This is a genomic window from Shewanella bicestrii (genome assembly GCF_002216875.1).
Classification (GTDB): Bacteria; Pseudomonadota; Gammaproteobacteria; order Enterobacterales; family Shewanellaceae; genus Shewanella; species Shewanella seohaensis.
In genome coordinates, this window is sequence record NZ_CP022358.1 from 2,962,124 (window position 1) to 2,981,881 (window position 19,758).

14 protein-coding genes are annotated in these 19,758 nt (G+C 49.3%); 2 read left to right on the top strand and 12 right to left on the bottom strand.

The window, feature by feature from the left end:
• Window positions 1-132 precede the first annotated feature (132 nt).
• From CF168_RS12880 to smc, 11 genes are all read right to left on the bottom strand, one after another.
• Window positions 133-819 carry an exonuclease domain-containing protein gene (locus tag CF168_RS12880; RefSeq protein WP_089068057.1) on the bottom strand — a complete coding sequence of 229 codons (687 nt, stop codon included), beginning with the start codon at window positions 817-819 and terminating at the stop codon, window positions 133-135.
• Window positions 819-2,681, bottom strand: a complete 1,863-nt coding sequence (locus CF168_RS12885; RefSeq protein ID WP_089068058.1) for a DUF294 nucleotidyltransferase-like domain-containing protein — start codon at window positions 2,679-2,681, stop codon at window positions 819-821. Before CF168_RS12885 ends, CF168_RS12880 begins: the two co-directional genes overlap by 1 nt.
• Before the next feature lie 156 nt (window positions 2,682-2,837).
• A complete protein-coding gene (locus CF168_RS12890) occupies window positions 2,838-4,574 on the bottom strand; it encodes a sodium:solute symporter family protein (protein WP_086904649.1) in 1,737 nt (578 codons plus the stop codon).
• Window positions 4,575-4,585: 11 nt separating this feature from the next.
• Window positions 4,586-4,852: a DUF4212 domain-containing protein gene (locus CF168_RS12895; protein WP_011622295.1), complete on the bottom strand. Its 267-nt coding sequence runs from the start codon at window positions 4,850-4,852 to the stop codon at window positions 4,586-4,588.
• A gap of 439 nt (window positions 4,853-5,291) precedes the next feature.
• Complete coding sequence (locus tag CF168_RS12900; protein WP_089068059.1) at window positions 5,292-5,915, bottom strand: thiol:disulfide interchange protein DsbA/DsbL; 624 nt, start codon at window positions 5,913-5,915, stop codon at window positions 5,292-5,294.
• A 130-nt stretch (window positions 5,916-6,045) separates the two neighbouring features.
• Window positions 6,046-6,897: an SDR family oxidoreductase gene (locus tag CF168_RS12905; RefSeq protein WP_089068060.1), complete on the bottom strand. Its 852-nt coding sequence runs from the start codon at window positions 6,895-6,897 to the stop codon at window positions 6,046-6,048.
• Between the two features lie 62 nt (window positions 6,898-6,959).
• Complete coding sequence (locus CF168_RS12910) at window positions 6,960-8,165, bottom strand: HD-GYP domain-containing protein (protein WP_089068061.1); 1,206 nt, start codon at window positions 8,163-8,165, stop codon at window positions 6,960-6,962.
• Window positions 8,166-8,375: 210 nt separating this feature from the next.
• Entirely contained in the window at window positions 8,376-8,864 is a 489-nt protein-coding gene (locus CF168_RS12915; RefSeq protein ID WP_089068062.1) for a DUF2919 domain-containing protein, read from the bottom strand.
• Window positions 8,865-9,020: 156 nt separating this feature from the next.
• The gene (gene ligA / locus CF168_RS12920; RefSeq protein ID WP_089068970.1) at window positions 9,021-11,090 is read right to left on the bottom strand and encodes an NAD-dependent DNA ligase LigA; all 2,070 of its coding nucleotides are present in this window, start codon (window positions 11,088-11,090) and stop codon (window positions 9,021-9,023) included.
• Between the two features lie 98 nt (window positions 11,091-11,188).
• Window positions 11,189-12,226 carry a cell division protein ZipA gene (gene zipA / locus CF168_RS12925; protein ID WP_089068063.1) on the bottom strand — a complete coding sequence of 346 codons (1,038 nt, stop codon included), beginning with the start codon at window positions 12,224-12,226 and terminating at the stop codon, window positions 11,189-11,191.
• A gap of 26 nt (window positions 12,227-12,252) precedes the next feature.
• The gene (smc, locus tag CF168_RS12930) at window positions 12,253-15,681 is read right to left on the bottom strand and encodes a chromosome segregation protein SMC (RefSeq protein WP_089068064.1); all 3,429 of its coding nucleotides are present in this window, start codon (window positions 15,679-15,681) and stop codon (window positions 12,253-12,255) included.
• Window positions 15,682-15,908: 227 nt separating this feature from the next.
• Between smc and cysZ the strand changes: the two genes are divergently transcribed.
• Window positions 15,909-16,688, top strand: coding sequence for a sulfate transporter CysZ (cysZ, locus tag CF168_RS12935; protein ID WP_089068065.1), 780 nt, complete (start codon window positions 15,909-15,911; stop codon window positions 16,686-16,688).
• A 129-nt stretch (window positions 16,689-16,817) separates the two neighbouring features.
• Window positions 16,818-19,217, top strand: coding sequence for a DUF5916 domain-containing protein (locus CF168_RS12940; protein ID WP_167373706.1), 2,400 nt, complete (start codon window positions 16,818-16,820; stop codon window positions 19,215-19,217).
• A gap of 59 nt (window positions 19,218-19,276) precedes the next feature.
• Here the strand turns inward: CF168_RS12940 and CF168_RS12945 are convergent, their stop codons facing one another.
• Window positions 19,277-19,726, bottom strand: a complete 450-nt coding sequence (locus CF168_RS12945; protein ID WP_089068972.1) for a hypothetical protein — start codon at window positions 19,724-19,726, stop codon at window positions 19,277-19,279.
• Window positions 19,727-19,758 lie beyond the last annotated feature (32 nt).

Sequence of the window (19,758 nt, forward strand, 5' to 3'; positions counted from 1 at the left end):
TCTAAAGCTACCTTTTGTTAGCACTCAATTCTCACGACATGCATCAAGTTTAGATATTAAGCTCAAGAAAATCAGACAAAGGGATTTAGGCGCAGAGACAATCATTCTGCAGCGAGGGCGCTAACACATCGTTTAGCGTGAGTAAGCCAGTAATTCACCCACCTTTAACTCCTCAGCGCCGCCCATACTAGCCACCTGTGCCAACAACAGTTCGCCGCAGGCCAGTGCGTCAGTCAGGGCGCTGTGGGCGCCATAAATCGGTAATCCATATCGTTCACGGCATGCACCAAGCCTTAAGCTGCCTTCTTTAAGCACTGAGTGTTCACGTAGCAAGCGGTGTTTTTCCAGCAGCAAGGTATCAATCGCAGGCAGTACAATCGCTTGATGATAAATCGACAAGATATCTTGCTGTAAGAAACGGCAATCGAGGGGGGAATGGTGCGCAACCAACACATGACCACGGGTTTGCGCCACAAACCATGCCATCGCCTCTTCAATGGTTACCGCCTCGGTTAAATGATTATCCAGGATCCCATGAATTGTCGCACTCTGCCCCACACTGCCTTGAATTTGCACCAGTTTTTGTTGCGCACCCATCAGGGGAATCGCCCCATTTTCAATCGGCACCAGCCCAATACTTAAGATTTGGTCCTGTAAGGGATCGAGTCCTGTCATCTCCAAATCCATCGCCATCAAGGGCGCCCGACTAATGGGTAACTCCAACAGTGGCACTAAGGATTGGTAATAATCCTTAAATAGCTGATGCTGACAGCGTAACGCACGCCAGCGCAGCTTTGCGTTCACCCACCAAGGCCCCATTAAAAGCTCCGCATAAATTTCATCTTCATCCCCGACTGGGCATCATGGACCACTTTAAAAGCATCCCGAAGTTGATGCCTCACCAAAGAGGATAAATGACCGGGTAACAAATAATTACTGATCTTCAGCCCCTGTGTATGTTGGTAGCCTTGATTCGATAAACGCATATGGGCAATAAATTCATGGGCATCGGCCAAGTTAAGCGCATCCTTACGATTGAGAATATTGGCGTCCATCAGCGCTCGGATCCGTTTGGCGGTGTTCACTTCCTTAATCCCCGCCGACAGCGCATACACGCGGGCGATATCGTTGATTAACGCATTTCCTTTATGTTTTAAATCAATGCCTTTTACCTCACTGCCATCGCGCTCTAACACAAATTTTCGAAAAAAGCCTAAGGGTGGCGACTCGACGAGGGAATTGCCCGTCATCCCCGCGAGGAAAATATCATTGTCTTTGGTTTGTGCCAGCACTGTATCCTGTAGGGCGTCGAACAGGGATTGCGGGCCAAACACTGAGCGCATATCGAAAAAAATACTCGCATGCATCAATGCCTTAGGCTCAGGCGTGACCACCCACTTTTCAAAGACCTGTTGCCATGCTTTGAGCGACATCCGCCACTGAGGATTTTGCGCCATGATATTACCGGGACAAAAAGCATAACCGCATTGATCCAGCCCCGCGCAAACCGCATGGGTCAAGGCATCGAAATAGCCTTTGGCATAATCATCCATTTCCTCGGCCACCAGTAAGCCGTTATCTTGATCCGAACAAGCGGCTTGGTCTTGCCGTCCTTGCGAGCCAAAGGCTAGCCAGCAAAACGCCATCGGCGCCTCACCGAGAATTTGCTGATTGAGCACAATCAAGCGCCGCGTTAACGCATCGGTGACCGAGGTGAGTACCCGACCGATCTCCTCAGCCCTTGCATCGGCACTGATTAAATTTTGCAATAACAAGGGGATTTGTTTACTGACGCTAATGAGGCTCGCGAGATCCCGCTGCCGCTCGATTTCACCAATCAGCAGCAAGGGCTGCGAACCTTGACCGCGCAAAATGTCGGTACTGGTCACCATACCAATGGCTTTTACTTCCTCGGTATTTTGTTCATCAATGATCGGCAAGTGATGAATGTTATGCTCACTCATCAATAACATCGCCTCGAAAATCAACGCATTGGATGAAATCGAAATCGGCGATGTTGTCATAGCTTGATGCACGGCGATGCGACCATCGAGCCCAGCAGCGAGCACCCGATTACGCAGATCTTTATCCGTTAAAATCCCCACCAACTTATGATTGTCCGTGACCAATAAGGACGAAACCCGTGAGTTACGCATCAAGAGCGCGGCTTGCGTCACACTGGCATGGGCGTCGATCATAATGGGCGAAGATGACATTAAGGTACTGATTCGACTGGTGGTCGTCAGATCTTTCGCCTTAAACCGCGCCTCGTGACGTAACCGCTTGGCAAAGGCGCGGGTAAAAAATTTATCGAAGTGTCGACTCTCGCTTCGCAGTTGGTCAAACAATGCCTGCGGAAGGTGATAGACCAAACTGTCTTCGAGAATCGCGACCCGGTTAACCACCTTCTCCCCAGACAACAGCGTCGAAAAGCCAAAAAACTCCCCTTCGGCGACCCTGTCCACTAACACTCCTTCAGGATCGCGCACCTCAAAGGCACCGCTGCGCACCAGATACAATTTCGGCGCATCGGCATCAAATTTCACAAACCCCGAGGCTTTACTGTAGTAACCAACGGTCACAGCCTTAGCGCAACGTAAGATGATCTCGTTGGGTAGCGTATCGAAGGGGGCTGTGGATGTTAAAAACTGCACAACGGGTTGTAATTCGCTGGCGTTCATAGCAACACCTTATTTTAGGTGAATTTTATTCCACTATAGCGCGCACAATTGTTGGGCCATATACGACTAAAGTCAGCCTTAAGCTTGCGTTGACGCCATAAAAACAAAAGGACGCCAATGCGTCCTTTTATCTTACTTAGCTAAATCCTGCAGAGATTAATGGCTGCTAGCCTCTCCCGCCCCTTTAGGGAAACGGATAGATTCAACCATATCTTGTACATGGGCAGGTGCCGCTGCGGTTACTTTACAGACGATAGCTGCTACCGCAAAGTTCACCACCATACCGACCATACCGATACCTTCTGGCGAAATACCGAGGAACCAGTTCGCCGACACGTTAGCCGTTGGGTTTACAAACTTGAAGTAGATGATGTAAGCAGCAGTGAACAGTAGACCGATCACCATACCTGCGATTGCACCTTCTTTGTTCATCGTCTTAGAGAAAATCCCCATGATGATGGCTGGGAACAGAGAGGATGCCGCCAGACCGAAAGCGAATGCCACTACCGCAGCCACGAATCCTGGAGGGTTAATCCCGAAGTAACCCGCAATCACGATACCGATACCGGCCGCCAGTCGAGCGTACATCAGCTCTTTCTTGTCAGAGATATTTGGCATCAGGTTCTTCTTCAGTAAGTCGTGTGACACTGAAGTCGAGATAACCAGTAACAGACCCGCAGAGGTAGATAACGCAGCAGCTAAACCACCCGCTGCCACCAGTGCGATAACCCAAGCTGGGAGATTCGCGATTTCTGGCGTTGCTAATACGATGATATCGTTGTCGATCTTCATTTCGTTAGGGCTAGCAGCATCTTCCATTTTGCCTTTGGCATAGTAGATTTTGCCGTCGCCGTTTTTGTCATCCCATTTGATCAGGCCGGTTTTTTCCCAGTTTTTGATCCAATCTGGCGCAGACTCATAGGCAACACCCTTTTGATCAGGACCGTTAATGGTCTCAATCATATTAACGCGAGAGAATGCCGCTAATGCAGGAACAGTAGTGTACATGATGGCGATAAATACCAGCGCCCAACCAGCTGATACACGCGCATCTTTTACTTTAGGTACAGTGAAGAAACGCACGATAACGTGGGGTAAGCCCGCAGTACCAACCATCAAAGCACCGGTAATACAGAACACGTCGATCATGCTCTTAGAGCCATCGGTGTAAGGTGCAAAGCCTAGATCCGCAGATAAATTGTTCAGCTTCTCGAGCAGGTAAACCCCAGAGTTATTGCCGGCAGCATCGAGTAATTCAGCGCCGAAACCAATTTGAGGAATGATATGACCTGTCATCATCACAGATAAGAAAATCGCAGGCACCATAAAGGCGAAGATCAGCACGCAGTATTGGGCAACCTGAGTATAGGTAATCCCTTTCATACCACCGAGCACAGCGTAGAAGAACACCACGGCCATACCGATATACACGCCGGTGTCCACATCCACTTCGAGGAAGCGCGAGAATACCACGCCCACACCGCGCATTTGGCCAGCGATGTAAGTAAAGCAGATGAAGATAGCGCAAATAACCGCTACCGTACGCGCCGCTTGGGAGTAATAACGCTCACCCACGAAATCAGGCACAGTGAACTTACCAAATTTACGTAAATACGGCGCCATACACAGGGCTAATAATACATAACCGCCCGTCCAGCCCATCAAGTACACACTGCCGTCATAACCGACGAAAGAAACAATACCCGCTAACGAAATAAAGGACGCCGCAGACATCCAGTCCGCTGCCGTTGCCATACCGTTCACAACGGGGTGAACACCGCCACCCGCAACATAGAACTCTTTAGTCGAGCCCGCACGGGACCAAATCGCGATCCCAATGTAGAGCGCGAACGACAGCCCCACAATTAGATAAGTTAATCCTTGTACACCCATTTCCGTTCTCCTTAGTCTTCTTGTACGTTATATTTTTTATCTAAGGCGTTGGCTTTTGCCGCGTAGACAAAAATAAGCGCAACAAAGACATACATAGATCCCTGTTGGGCAAACCAGAAACCTAACTTGAAGCCCATGAAATGGATTTCATTGAGTACATCAACCAATAGAATGCCACATCCAAATGAGACTGCGGCCCAAATAGCCAATAGGCCTAAAACGAGACGTAAATTCTCATTCCAGTAACCTTTTGCTTTATCGTTGTTTTCAAATGCCATAGCGACTCCCCTGTGCTGTTTTATTTTTAAGTCTTGTTAAATCTAGCAACAGCTGGAGTGACCACAATCAAGACCTTAGTCTAATTTGAGAAGTGCCTCACACCAGAAAAAATTGAATAGTATTTAAAATCATAAAGTTAACAATGATTTTACATTTTGATGCAAAAGTTATTTTTTGAGCAGCTTAGACCAATGTCGAAGATCCTAAGGCTAGAAACGGCACAAATGCCATGCTAGTAGGACGGCAAGATGAGGTAGATGAGTAACAGTAACTGGCTGTGAAATAAATAAAATATCGTACTGCAGAGAGATGAATTTCCGTCAGAAATCTAAGGATTTCCGCTAAGAAATGTCAGTAAAAAGGCAAAAAATAACCCAGCATCGCTGGGTTATGGGAAACAAATAAATGGGCGCCAGCATAGACGCAAGTTCAAGCTTATTATTTGGCGGCTAAGAATTTTACTAGCTCGGCTAATTCTTCAGGAGTGTGTACTTTTGAGGTCACTAAATAGCGGCCATTGACTAATAAAGAAGGCACGCCTTTAATGCCCGATAATTCCGCTTGAGAGTCGTAATTCATCACGGAAAACTTCGCATCGACAGAGTTCATCGCCGCATCGACATCATCGGCCTTCGCGCCTTGCGCCACAAAGAAGGCTTTGACCTGTTCAGGGCGAGTAAATTGTTCACCCTTTTCATGGATTTGTTTAAAAATCGCTTCGTGCACTTGCTTGGTCATTTTCAGCTTTTGCGCGACAAAATAGGCTAATTGACTCAGCTCCCATGCCGGACGCCCCGCCCCCACCGGCGTACGCTCGAAGGCCACATCTTTGCCTAAGAGTTTTACCGTGGAAGCGATAAAGGGTTCCTGCTTGTAGCAATGTGGGCAGTTATAGGAGAAGAACTCACGCAGCACAGGCTTTTGTGCTTCGCTGATCCCAGCAACAGTGACGTAATCCTTCCCTTCTTCAAAACTCGCCGCCTGCAGAGCAAAGCTCGCACTTAACACCAATCCACAGGCCAGCGCTGCCAAAGGTCGAACAAAATGAGTTAGGCTTTTCATATTTTCTCTTCTTATTAGTGACTGCATCATTGAATCGTAAGTCGTTTGCAACACGCACAGGCCATTAAGATACCTCAAAAGATGGTCAAGGTTCTTAAACATTTGTTAACAATAGGCGCTAAATCACCCACTAACAGGCCGCCAGCATCGCAAGGGGCGAAGCAAACTGATACTCAAACCCAAGCTCGCGGACTATCGCATCACCTAGAATGACTTTGCTGGGTTGTAGCTGCCCATTAAATTGTGGTGCCGCTAATCCTAAGGACTCGGCGGCGGCCACATAAAATTCGCTTCGCGAAGGATGCTCTGGCGCACAAAGATTATAAATTGCGGCGACCTTTTCCCCCTTTGCCTTGGCAGCAATAATCAAGCTCACCGCCGCGACGCAGTCCTGCAAATGCACCAGATTGACCGCAACATTGCCACCCGCCACATCGGTTTTACCGGCAAAGAAGCGCCCTGGATGACGTTTGGGTCCAACCAAGCCAGCAAAACGAACGATGCAACTATTCGGTTGGCGAGTAAATAAGGCTTCGGCATCCAATAACACCTGTGATGAAGCAGATTCAGCCTGTGCGTCAGCTTCGGTCATAGATTGGTCGAGGGAAGGATAAACGCCCGTGGTGCTGATAAACACTATGCCCTGATAGTGCCAACCTTGGGTTAGCGCAATTAACTGCTGTAATTCTTGAAGATAGGCGGTATTGCCATGTTTGAGGCGCGGAGGAATATTGACGACAAGAAAGTCTGTCTGAAACAAGTCCTTTAAAGCTTGCGCGTCGGGGAGAACATCAGCGTCATCCCCAAGTTGCAGTTGGAATCCATGGATCCCCGTCTCAGTGAGAGGCGCTAACTCCTCCGTGCGACGTTTAGCGCCAGTGACTCGGTAACCCGCTTGCACTAAGTGTTTAGCAAGGGCAAAGCCAAACCAACCACAACCGACAACCGCAACACTTTTTTGATCTGCCACACTCAACTCCATTTCCTTTGACCGACACCCCAAGGTATTTCGGCCAATAGCATACGGAACTCAGGTGGCGGGATTCAAGCTTGGAACGAGCTAAAATAAAAACTAATACCTTTATCCATTTGCAAGGTGCGGATCGCGCCCTCAGTTAACTCCTCCGCGCGAATGGTTTTTTGTACTGTCACCCCTTCATCACTTAAAAAACGTAACGAGGCCTCACTACCATCTTCTTTGCAAGCCCACACCTGCGGCTGACTCACCTCTTTAGTGGTCATAATCACCTTAGCGACAGTGTCGTCGGATAGCTTGACGATAGTACCCGGCGGATAGATACCTAAAATCTTAACTAACACAGCAATTAAGGATTCGGCATGTTTACTCGCACGATTTTTAAATAAGTAACCTAATGCCACCTGCGGTGAGGACGCCTGCTGACCACTGAGCTGCTGATCGTAATCGTTTGCCAGACTCACTATTTGAGTGATAATCGGGATTTTGGCCCCCGAGAGCCCATCGGGAAAGCCTGAACCATCAATAAACTCATGGTGGTGCAGCACAATATTCAGCACTTCCTTTGGAAAGAGTCCCGAGCGATTCAGCATGTCATAGCCAAAGTTCGGGTGCATTTGCAGGTAATTGGCCTCATGGGGAGTGAGCGCGCCCCGTTTACGGCGGATCACATCGGGGACTTTGAGTTTACCTATATCGTGGAATAGGCTCCCCAAGGCAATATCGCGCAAATCCCGCGCAGGCAAATCGAGTGCCTGACCTATCATCATGGCTAATACCGCTACCGAGATGCCGTGCTGAGTCACACTGACATCTTTTTCATCCATTCCGACCAAAGTGAGGAAAGGTTTCTCGACCTCTTGCAGATGGCTGAGTAAATCTTCTACTAAGGCAGCAGATAAGCGATAAGCGCCTTCAGGATCGCTCACCACTTTGCCATACACATTGCGGCACTGGTTAACGCTCTCTAAGAAACGCTTCTGGCTTAAACGCATCGCCTTACGGGTATCGGCCTTTAAGTCACGCTCCGGTGGCGCCTCTTCAATCTCTTCGACTTCTTCCTCTTCATCCGTCGATTCGAGTTCATCACTATTGCCTGAAATTAGATACACATAAGGCACACCGAGTCCTCGGATCATCTCAATGTGAGCCGGACTACTGATATCCACACGGTTAAATAAAAAAGGGTGATTCGTCCATGACAAAGGCAACTTGACTCTCATGCCAAGTTGAAGTTCTGAAAGTAATAGTTTTCGTTGGGCAACTTTTGTCACGCAATATGACTCCTTTCATGCACGCAAGAAGCATCATCTTTTGGCTTCTTTGGCCGCACATTTAAGCTAAGTACATATAACTATAGATGATTCAACAAAATCAGTAAGCTATAAGTGAAAAAATGCTTATCAAACTGAGGGATAGTACACACAAATTATCCCTCAGTGACTAGATATTTGATAAAAAGCTGAAATTACAACGAGATGACCTTAGTCAGCTTTTACTGACGTCACAGTCTCTTTCGGCCAGTCGGCAAGGTAATAGCTGAGGCGTTTTGACTTGTAAACATACAAACACGACCAGAACAGCACTAAGGCGTCGAGGGCTAAACTCCAATGGAATAAAAATTGCCCGTGGATTAATCGCTGCGCAAGTAAGATTGCATCGAGTAACAATAAAATCCACAATCCCCATTTAAGCTGGACAAACACTGGGCGCAGCCATGAGGGCGAACGGCGCCGCTCCGCCAGTACCACAAAATACAGCGCCACGGCACCCAGCCCCGCCGCGAGTGCGAGTAAAAAGTCAGACTTTTCAGGATAGAAGAGCCGCACTAATTCAGCTCTGTCACTGGCTTGGGTCAGAGAGGCAATAAAAATACACCAGCCACGGGCGAGAAAAGCCAGAATGGCATATAAAAAAATCGGTGGTTTGATATGGCCTTTATCATCGAGCCAAGTGATGTGACTAAAATTCAATCGCAATCCATTTAGTAAAAACTAAAGCAATATAAACAAGATGGTGGCGTAACGGCTAAATTCAATGGCTAACATAAATAATTCAAATGTAACGTTTAAGACCTCGTCATAAAAAAGCCCCGCAAGGCAGGGCTTTACACACTAAGCGGCAGCGACTTAGCTATTTGCAGCCAGAAGAGCCAATAATTCATCCTCGCCAATCACTTTCACGCCAAGCTCCTGCGCTTTGGCAAGCTTAGACCCCGCCGCTTCGCCCGCGACTAAGCAATCGGTATTTTTCGACACACTGCCCGCCACTTTGGCGCCTAAGGCCTGTAACTGCGCTTTAGCATCGTTACGGTTGAGTTGATTTAAGGTGCCGGTTAACACCCAAGTCTGCCCCTTCAACGGCTGCTCATCGGCGCTTGGCGCTGCAATCGCAGGCCAGTTAACGCCAGCCGCAATCAAAGCATCGATCACCTCTAGGTTATGGGGCTGGGCAAAGAAATGCGCCACGTGCTGGGCAACCACTTCACCAATATCTTCAACTTGAATAAGTTGCTCAATGGTGGCCACACGCAGCGCCTCTAGGCTACCAAAGTGAGTAGCCAGGTTCGCCGCCGTGGCCTCCCCCACCTCACGAATGCCTAAGGCATAGAGGAAACGTGGCAAAGTCGTGGTTTTAGCCGCTTCAATCGCCTGCGCGAGATTGGTGGCGGACTTCATTCCCATACGGTCGAGCATGGTCATCATAGAGGCGGTGAGTTTAAATAAGTCAGCCGGGCTTTGAACCAGCTCCTTATCAATCAACTGCTCGACAATTTTATCGCCCATGCCGTCGATATCTAATGCCTTGCGGGAGGCAAAATGCTTGATCGCCTCTTTACGCTGCGCCTCACAGAATAAGCCGCCGCTACAACGGGCCACGGCCTCACCTTCTAATCGCTCAACTAAACTGCCGCAAACGGGGCAATGTTGCGGGAAGGCAATCGCCTTCGCATCTTCTGGGCGGCGCTCAGGCACTATGGCCACAATTTGCGGGATCACATCGCCGGCGCGGCGGATAATCACAGTATCGCCCACCATCACACCTAAACGCTCGATTTCATCGGCATTGTGCAAGGTGGCATTCGATACGGTCACGCCGCCAACAAACACAGGTTTTAAGCGCGCGACGGGAGTCACTGCGCCAGTGCGGCCGACTTGAAAATCTACGCCTTCGAGCAGGGTCATTTCTTCCTGCGCGGGGAACTTATAGGCAATCGCCCAACGGGGTGATTTAGCCACAAACCCTAAGGTTTGCTGCTGGGCGATATCGTTCACCTTCATCACCACGCCATCGATCTCAAAGGGTAAATCGCTGCGGCGAGTCAATATATCTTGATAGTAGACAAACACTTGGCTGAGTTCGTCACAGACTTTGATCTCACTACTGACTGGCAGCCCCCAAGATTTAAGTTGCAGCAATTGCTCATAATGCGTCTTAGCTAGTTCATGGGAAGTCGGCTCCACCACACCTAAGGCGTAGGCATAAAAAGACAGTGCCCGTGACGCGGTAATTTTACTGTCGAGCTGACGTAAGCTGCCCGCCGCCGCATTTCGCGGATTCACAAACAGTTTTTCATCCTTTAAGCGCGCACGCTCATTTAGTGCCTCAAACGCCGCCTTGGGCATAAAGGCTTCGCCGCGCACTTCGACCAATTCGGGATAGTTGTCACCGCGCAGTTTGAGCGGAATCGACTTAATGGTTTTAACGTTTTCAGTAATATCCTCACCCACGGTACCATCACCCCGGGTCGCGGCGCGCTCAAGCACACCATTGCGATACAAAATACTTACCGCCAAACCATCGAGTTTCGGCTCACAACAAAAACTCACTTGGCCAACTCTGTCGCTGACACGTTTATGAAACGCGCTAAAGTCCGCCTCATCGAAGGCATTATCGAGACTTAACATGGGTTTAAGGTGAGTAATTTGTTCAAACTTTGCCAGCGCCATGCCGCCCACTCTTTGGGTGGGAGAGTCGGCAGCAACAAACTGAGGATACTCGGCCTCAAGCTGTTTCAACTGCTGCATTAATCTGTCGTATTCGGAGTCGGTAATGCTTGGCGCATCATCGACATAGTAACGAATATTGTGTTCATTCAGGGATTGGCAGAGCGCCTGCATCAATGGCTGCGCATTGTGTGGCGTGACAGCTTGAGAAAGCAGTTCAGATAGGCGTTTATCGAGTTGAATGTCTTGCATATTCATTATCCAGAATTCTTAAGCATCAAAAAGTTGCAAAAAATGAGGCCGCATTTAGCGGCCCCATCTGTCTATCACCGCAGTCTCGCGGCGTTGCATTAAGCGTTTGCGCGAATGCGGTGTAAATAATCTTGCTTAGTAAACTCGCCCCAAGGCTGACGCTGACCATCGAGCACGACCGCATCGATATCATCCGCCAATTGGCGCGCCGAGTTAAGCATGATGGAGAAGTTCATTAGCGCATCACCGTAGCAAGGTAAGGTCATAAAGAACACGACGCCTTGGGTGCTGAATTGTTCCATATTGTCTGGGTCAAAAATCCCAGGTTTTACCATATTCGCAATGGAGAACAACACCTTACCATTACCAGCATTATCCACATGGCGGTGGAAAATATTCATATCGCCATATTTAAAATTAAGGGTTAAGAAGCAAGGTAACAATTCGGCGCCATTAAGCTGCTGACCTTCTTTTGCCACTACGTGCAGCACTAATACATCGCGTGGCTCGCCTAAATCATCATCTGGCTGTTCAACGGCTTGAGGTTGCTCTTCATACGCCTCTTCCTCATCGAAAAGAGCGGTTTGCGTAGGCATTTGCACCTGCGCACGTTGTTCTTCGGCGGCTTTTTGCGCCACCATGGCCGCATGGGATTGCCCTACATGGGCTTGGGCTAGATTGGCAGAATGTCCTTGTAATACTGGCTCTTGGCGTGATGCTTTAGGACCGCGGTGTTGTTCTTTGGCAGTCGGGGATTGCAGACTAAAATCAGGCTGCGCCATGCTTGGCTCTTGCTTAAACAGCGGCTTAGGTTCAACTTGCACGGGTTCCACAGGTTGCGGTTGCGCTTTGGCTTCTTGCTTTAAATAAGGGTTAAACGCAGGTGCCTCTGGGGTATGAGCTTCATTCGCTTTACGGACTCTGACGGCACCAATCCCATCGGCGTCGAAACCATCGGCATCGACACGCTTAGGCGCACCCTCACCACGTTCGGCCTGCTTTTTATAGAAATTGCCCATCGGACTATCTTTCAATGACTTAGGTTGTTGTCTTCTGATAGACCAAAATCCATGCACCAGCACAGCAACTATGGCTATGGCGCCTAAAACGAACAATACTAGTTGCAAATCTTCCATTGGTTACCCTGTCTTTCTTCTAGTTATCAAGCGTCGGCCATTGCCACCGCTTGCTCTAAATCTACTGCGACTATACGGGATACACCCGGCTCATGCATAGTCACACCGATAAGTTGATCAGCCATCTCCATCGTAATTTTGTTATGGCTGATATAGATAAACTGTACGCTCTGCGACATTTCCTTCAATAATCGACAGAATCGTTCTACGTTGGCATCGTCTAAGGGCGCATCCACTTCGTCTAACATACAGAAGGGAGCTGGATTCAACCTGAAAATCGCGAATACCAATGATAAAGCCGTTAGGGCTTTTTCACCACCGGAAAGAAGATGGATTGTACTGTTCTTCTTACCTGGCGGCTGGGCCATGATGGTCACGCCCGTTTCTAATAAATCGTCTTCCGTCAGCGCTAAATACGCGCGTCCGCCACCGAATACCTTAGGGAATAAACGCCCGAGATCTTCGTTTACCGCATCAAATGTGGCCTTAAAGCGAGTGCGGGTCTCCTTATCGATTTTCCGAATGGCTTCCTCTAGGGTGGCCAAGCCGTTATTTAGATCTTCATCTTGATGATCCAAATAGGATTTTCGCTCACTTTGTTGCTCGAATTCTTCGATCGCCGCGAGGTTTATCGCCCCTAAGCGAATAATTTTTTGGCGGATCTGATCCAAATCACGCTGCCACTTGTCGGGATGCCCATCCGCAGGCAGGGAATCGACAATCTGGGCGAGCACAATTTGTTGCTCTGACAGCGCCGCTAATTGGCTATCGGCCTGCCCTTTTAATCCCTCACGACGTAACTTTAACGTGCTGAGGCTTTGAGTCAAGCCCTCAAGCTTACCAAGCTCTTGTTTTTGCTTTAATCCTATACTGTTTAGCGTTTCAGTGAGCGAACTTTGTTGTGACCTGAGGCTTTTAAGTGCCTGTTGCTGACTCTGCTGTTGATTGAGTAATTGCGCCAGTTGTTCGCTGAGCTGCGCCGTTTGCTGATCGCCCTCTTGTGCCGCGACGTTGGCAAGTTGGGCTGACAGTGTTTCCTTTGAGTGGACTAATTCACTGACACGTACCCGCTGTAATTCAATTTGTTCTGTACTCACCGCCATCCGAGTAGCGATCGATTGCAGACTGGCATTGAGGCTCGTTAAGCGCCGCTCGGCATCGCCAATTTGAGCCTTCAGGGCTTGATGGCGGGCCATATCCCCCTGCGCATCTTGGCTTTGTTGCTGTTGCTGCTCAAGGCTTACCTCTAGCGCCTCAGCCAGCTCATCCTCTTGCTCCGCAAGCAATATTAACTGCTCGGCAAGCTCGGCTAACTCGGCGTGGGTCCGGGCAACAGTTTCTGCGAGTTGCCCGCGTTTCGCTTCGCGCTGCTTGGCCTGAGCTTCTGCGTTATTAAGCTGGGTCGATTTGGTGGCTTTATCGAGCTGCAACTGGTGTAAACGTTTAGTGCCTTGGCTTAAGCTGTCACGCACTTGGGTTAATTGCTGCGCTAATTCATCGAGCTTTGCCTGCTGTATGGCTTTTGCCTGCTCGCAATCAGCGATGGCCTCGCTCAGCTCGGTTTGCTCTTTACTCAATTGCACTAAGGATTGGCTATTGTCTTGTTTAGCAATCAAAAAACCTTTGCCGAGCAAGTAACCGTCGGCGGTCACGATTCGCTCATCGGCCGCCAAGCTCGGCAGCAGTGCTTGTGCGCTGGCCAGATTATCGGCCCATTTGAGTCCCTTAAGCCAAGGGGCAAGGTTCAATTTGGCACCTAAGATGGGAGAGCCATCGAGATGCGCATCCGCCGCCAAGGCCGCATCGGCATAAAAGCCTATTTCATTGGCGTTAACGCCCACAGGCAGCGTCATCAATCCCTGCAACGCCAGTTCGGCGGCGGCTTCCCAGCCGTTTTCCACTTGAATGCTTTGCCACAGCTGCGGCTTATCACTTAACTCTTCTTGTTTCGCAAGCCATTGTTCAACCAGTTCGAAGCGTGCCCGCATCGAGGTTAAACGCTGTGATAATTGCTCAAACTCACCGCGGGCCAAATCTAACGCATGAGTATCGGCAGCCAGAGTGGATTCAAACTCTTGATTGATTTCAACTTGTTCAGCTAATGCTTGCTCTAACTGGGCAATCTCGTCATTAAGTGATGCACTGCTATCTTCGAGGGCATGCGCATTAAGCGAGGCCAACTCCTGTTGTTGCTCTTGGTGTAGCTGGGTTTTATGGGCATTTAATTGTTGCTGATGCGCCAGTTTGCTGCGGTGTAATTCTAATTGCAGCTTATGCTGAGCAACGGCCGCCGCCAGCACTCTGGCGCTTTCACTTTGGGCCTCAGTGCGCGAAACGCTCATCTCCCACTGGGCTTGCAACTCATCGAGCATTTCTTGCTGCAACTCATGTTGCGGCGCAAGTTGGCTAAGCTCCGACTCAAGCGCTTGAAAGCTGGCTTGGTAAGCGGCTAATTTGGCTTGGTTTTGAATGATTTGCTCACTCAACTGCTCAAGCTGATGATGCAGCTGGGCGTCGCGCTGCTTTTGGCTCTGTAACTGTTGCTCAAGCTTGGCGATTTCGGTACCAGTCAGGTAATAGGCTTCGACCGCCTGCTGCTCCTGCTCGGCTAACTGCGAAAGTGTGATTTGCAACTCGGTGCTTTCTAACTCGCCGGTTTGCGCTAAGGACTGGGCCGCCGCTTGTTGCAGCTCGAGCGAGCTAATCTGCTCCGATAGACTCGCCATTTGGCTCTGCAGCTCTTGATAGCGCATCACCAGCAGCTCGGCGTGGGTTTTACGCTCAGCTTGCTTCAGCTCACGATATTGCTTCGCCGCCTTGGCCTGCTGACTGAGTTTTTCGAGTTGTTTGGCTAACTCGCTGCGAATATCCCCTAAACGCTCCAAGTTTTCACGGGTATGGCGGATACGGTTTTCCGTTTCACGCCGCCGCTCTTTATAGCGGGAAATCCCCGCGGCTTCTTCAATAAAAGTCCGTAAATCTTGGGGTTTAGATTCGATTAAACGTGAAATCGTGCCCTGTTCGATAATGGCGTAACTGCGCGGCCCAAGCCCGGTGCCCATAAACAGATCAGTGATGTCTTTACGGCGACACTTTTGGCCATTGAGAAAATACCAAGACTCGCCGTCACGGCTCACCTGACGTTTTACCGAAATTTCTTCATAACTGGCGTATTGGCCCGCAAGGCGGCCCTCTTTATTTTCAAACACCAGTTCAACGCCCGCCACAGACACAGGTTTACGGGCGCTGGAGCCGTTAAAAATCACGTCACTCATGGAGTCGCCGCGCAAATGCTTCGCCGAGCTTTCGCCCAGCACCCAACGCACGGCGTCAATCACGTTGGACTTGCCGCAGCCATTTGGGCCAATAATGGCGCTTAATGCCTGTAAAAACGGAATTTTGGTGGGATCGACAAACGACTTAAAGCCGGCAAGTTTTATTTGTTTTAATCTCATGGTGCCAGTTTGCGCGTCTCAGTATAAAAAACCATCGGAACGATGGTGAATATGGGGGCAGCTAATTGTATACAGAATTCTGAGGCCAACTTTAGCAAAGCAGGCAGTATTTTGTAACGCTTTTTATTGAATTCATATGGCTTTTAGCTTGTCATCTCGCGACGAGTTGATCACAATCGCACTTATCTGTATCTCACGCTGTATCTCAACTTTTTTGGAATGACGATATGACACAGAAATCCTCCTCCCCTTCGCAGGGTAAAAGTGGTGTGAATTATTTTCTCGATGGCTTTGGTTTAATCAAACGTAAAGGCCTGCGCACCTTTGTATTTATTCCCTTAATGATCAACCTAGTGCTGTTTGCGGCTGTTATCTATGTGGCGATTGGGCAGCTCGATGTGCTCTTCACTTGGATGAATGCCCAGCTCCCCGAATACTTAAGTTGGCTTAACTTTTTGCTCTGGCCGTTAGCGGTGACCACTATGTTGGTGATGCTGGCGTTTGTCTTTAGTTCGGTAATGAACTGGCTGGCCGCGCCCTTTAATGGCTTGCTGGCCGAAAAGGTCGAGCAGTTATTGACCGGCAAACCGATGAATACCGGCTCGGGCATGGACATAGTCAAAGACTTACCACGCATTCTTGGCCGTGAATGGATCAAACTCAAATACTATTTGCCCCGTGCGCTGGTATTTTTGTTGCTGTTTTTAGTGCCCATGGTGGGGCAAACCTTAGCGCCAATTTTGTGGTTTTTATTCAGCGCTTGGATGATGGCGATTCAATACTGCGACTATCCCTTTGATAACCACAAGGTGAGCTTCAAGGATATGCGCTTTGCCCTTAATCAAACCCGCGGCACCAGCTTTACCTTTGGTGCGACTGTGACCCTGTTTTCGATGATCCCTGTGGTGAACTTTATCGTGATGCCAGTGGCGATTTGTGGTGCCACCGCCATGTGGGTCGATAAGTACCGTGAAGCTTACCGTAATCCTGTGGTTTCTCCCGAATAATCCCCCCAACGCACTGGATGCTCGCCATCCAGTGCCGTCTTGGTTTTCAGCTATTTTTAATACAATTCTTGTAACAATTACCCACTCTTGTTAACGCGCAATTTCTGGCACACTGCGCGCCATTTCAGAATGATTTGGGCCTTGTTGTTGAAGACGTTTCTCCCCTTAGTGTTATCGACTGCGGTATTGCTCAGTTCGCCAAGCTTGGCGGGCTCTGTCAGCCAATTTCAATTAACGATCCCGACCTTAGAAGATGCCGCCAATATCGATGGCGAATTTGATGAGGCTGTGTGGCAGCTCGCGGCGCAAGTCGAGCTAGGCTATGAGACTCAGCCTAGCGAAAACACGGCGGCCCCCGTTTACACCGAGGCCAGAATCTACGCGACCCAAACCAGCCTATTTGTGGCCTTTACCGCCAAAGACAGTCAACCACAACATATTCGCGCCACGCTCAAGGACAGGGATAATCTCTGGGGCGACGATCTGGTGGGGATCAAACTCGATACCTTTAACAACGCGCGCTTGGCCTATCAGTTTTTTATCAATCCACTGGGCGTGCAACTAGACTCGATAGAGAATGAGCTCACGGGCGAAGAGAGCGAAGCTTGGGATGGCATTTGGAAAACCGCCGGAAAAATCACCGCCGAGGGTTATCAGGTGGAAGTCGAGCTGCCATTACGGCTATTTAACTTTGACGATAACAAACCTGTTCAAGAATGGGGATTTGAGCTGATCCGCTACTATCCTCGCAATGAAAATCATCGCATATCTACCCATAAAATCGATCGCAACATCAGTTGCCAGCTATGCCAGCTCGGCGTCGCCACGGGCTTAGCCTCCGCCAAGCAAGGACAAGATCTGCAAATAACCCCCTCCTTTGTCGCCAATCGCAATGAGCAAAAAAGCGCAAATGGCTGGCAAACCGAGAGTAACTATGAGCCAGGGCTCGATTTACGCTGGGGCATTAACTCGCGCACCTTGCTAAATGCCACCATAAATCCCGATTTCTCCCAGGTGGAGTCCGATGCCGGCCAGCTCGATATCAACAGCACTTTTGCGCTGTTTTTTGATGAGAAACGCCCCTTCTTCCTCGACAATAAAGACTACTTCGATACCCAAGTGAATCTGCTGCATACCCGCAATATTGTATCGCCGGACTATGGGCTAAAACTCACCAGCCAAACCGAGCAACACACTTGGGCATTGCTGGCCGCCAATGACAGCCAGACCACCTTTTTGATGCCGGGGAATTTAAGTTCTGAGGTCACCTCCTTAGCGGAAGAAAGCCTTAACCTGGCGGCGCGTTACCGCTTCGATATGGATAAAACCTTCTCCTTTGGTGGGCTTATCACGGCAAAGAGCAGTGCCGACAATCAACTAACAGAATTTGCCGAGCAAAATGATTACCACAATTATGTCATGAGCTTAGATGCGAAATACCAACCGACAGCCCAAGATATCTTTACCGCTCAAGTCGCCTATTCGCAGACACGTTACCCCACGGCCCTGTACCAACAATTTTGTGGCAATGTGGAGGGAGAACTGACCGAAGGACTACTCTGCGGCCAAACGCCGTTAAGCTGTGAGCTCGGCCAATGCCAAGTGAATGAGCAAGTATTACGTAGCCAATCGGATCGGGATTTCAGTGGCGCCCTGTATCAACTGACCTACGAACACAACGCCCGCGATTGGTTCGCCTACGGCGAGTACCACGACGTGTCCCCCGATTTTCGCGCCGATTTAGGCTTTGTGGAAAAAATTGATTACCGCACCTTGATGGCCGGTGGTGGCTTAATTTGGTATCCCGAAACCGTATTTAACAAGATTAAATTCGGTGGCGACTGGGATATCACCCACAATCAAGCCGGGGAGCAGCTCGAGCAAGAGTTTGAAATCTTTTGGGAAATGTATGGCACGCTGCAGAGTGAGTTATCTTTTGGGATAGAAACTCGTGAACGCGTCGGCCCACGCCATGACAGCGCGCAACTGGCGGTGTTAGGTAACAGCAATCAATACCAAGAAACCCAAGGCTGGCTTTACGGCGCGATTACGCCCACCTCTGCCCTCAGCCTTGAACTAGAGATCCACTATGGCGATGAGATTGATTTCCTCAACGATCGCTTAGGCACAAAAACCTTAATCAATCCGATGTTCAAATGGAAAATAGCCAACGGCCTGTCGGTGGATGTTTCCCATCAATATCAGCATATGGAAGTCGAGCAGGATAAACTCTTTACCGCAAACCTCTCGGATGTGCGCCTGCACTGGCAATTGAGTCTGCACAGTTTTATTCGCCTATCGAGCATTTACACCCAAATCGAGCGTAATCTTGCGCAGTATTTGTATTCGACGCCCGATAGCAAAGCTACACACTTAGGTAATGAAATCCTCTACGGCTACAAACTCAATCCCCAGAGCGTGTTCTATTTGGGCTATTCCGACAGTCTAACCTCGGATGATGAGCTCACGCGGCTCACTCGGGATGAGAAGACCTATTTTATGAAGTTAAGCTACGCCTGGTTGCTCTAGGCTGAAAGATTTTGCATAAAGCCCACAACAAGGCTTGTGGGCTTTAATCGGAATGCTAGCTAAGACTCATAAATATCCAAAATGCTTGGGCAGGGAAGCGCAATCCCGATTGCGGTAAGCTCCGCGCCCCAATGTCGCAGCAGCGCAATATACGCCTGCTCAAAGGGATAGCGTGGCTTAGGGAATACCCACACTGAAGGAAAACACCATTCCTCCTCGCTCTCATCAATCGCTAAATAGGCGGCAAAATCATGCTTTGTCTCACTCAGCGCGGCGATTAAATTCATTGCCATTGCCGCCCTGTGGGCAGAAGTAAATCCCTGCTGTTCACTAAGCTCATCAAACACATAAGCATCGTACAGCGCTTGCAGCTGCGCGGGATCTAAAGGATCGTAGCGATTGAGTGTTTCCCCGAGCGTTTCCTCACGGTCATAACAATTAAAGGCGCCAAGAAACCAGCCAGGATTGGGATGAAACGGAATATCCGAATCAGGGTAAAGAAGCGTCATGGTGACAGGTTCTCGCATTGCAACTGAGGCTT

Bases quoted from the DNA above. Each gene is read 5' to 3' on its own strand.
- CF168_RS12890 (WP_086904649.1), bottom strand. From the start codon at position 4,574: ATGGGTGTACAAGGATTAACTTATCTAATTGTGGGGCTGTCGTTCGCG.
- CF168_RS12880 (WP_089068057.1), bottom strand. From the start codon at position 819: ATGGGGCCTTGGTGGGTGAACGCAAAGCTGCGCTGGCGTGCGTTACGC.
- ligA (WP_089068970.1), bottom strand. From the start codon at position 11,090: ATGCAAGACATTCAACTCGATAAACGCCTATCTGAACTGCTTTCTCAA.
- CF168_RS12945 (WP_089068972.1), bottom strand. From the start codon at position 19,726: ATGACGCTTCTTTACCCTGATTCGGATATTCCGTTTCATCCCAATCCT.
- CF168_RS12940 (WP_167373706.1), top strand. From the start codon at position 16,818: ATGATTTGGGCCTTGTTGTTGAAGACGTTTCTCCCCTTAGTGTTATCG.
- CF168_RS12900 (WP_089068059.1), bottom strand. From the start codon at position 5,915: ATGAAAAGCCTAACTCATTTTGTTCGACCTTTGGCAGCGCTGGCCTGT.
- CF168_RS12885 (WP_089068058.1), bottom strand. From the start codon at position 2,681: ATGAACGCCAGCGAATTACAACCCGTTGTGCAGTTTTTAACATCCACA.
- zipA (WP_089068063.1), bottom strand. From the start codon at position 12,226: ATGGAAGATTTGCAACTAGTATTGTTCGTTTTAGGCGCCATAGCCATA.
- cysZ (WP_089068065.1), top strand. From the start codon at position 15,909: ATGACACAGAAATCCTCCTCCCCTTCGCAGGGTAAAAGTGGTGTGAAT.
- smc (WP_089068064.1), bottom strand. From the start codon at position 15,681: ATGAGATTAAAACAAATAAAACTTGCCGGCTTTAAGTCGTTTGTCGAT.
- CF168_RS12895 (WP_011622295.1), bottom strand. From the start codon at position 4,852: ATGGCATTTGAAAACAACGATAAAGCAAAAGGTTACTGGAATGAGAAT.
- CF168_RS12905 (WP_089068060.1), bottom strand. From the start codon at position 6,897: ATGGAGTTGAGTGTGGCAGATCAAAAAAGTGTTGCGGTTGTCGGTTGT.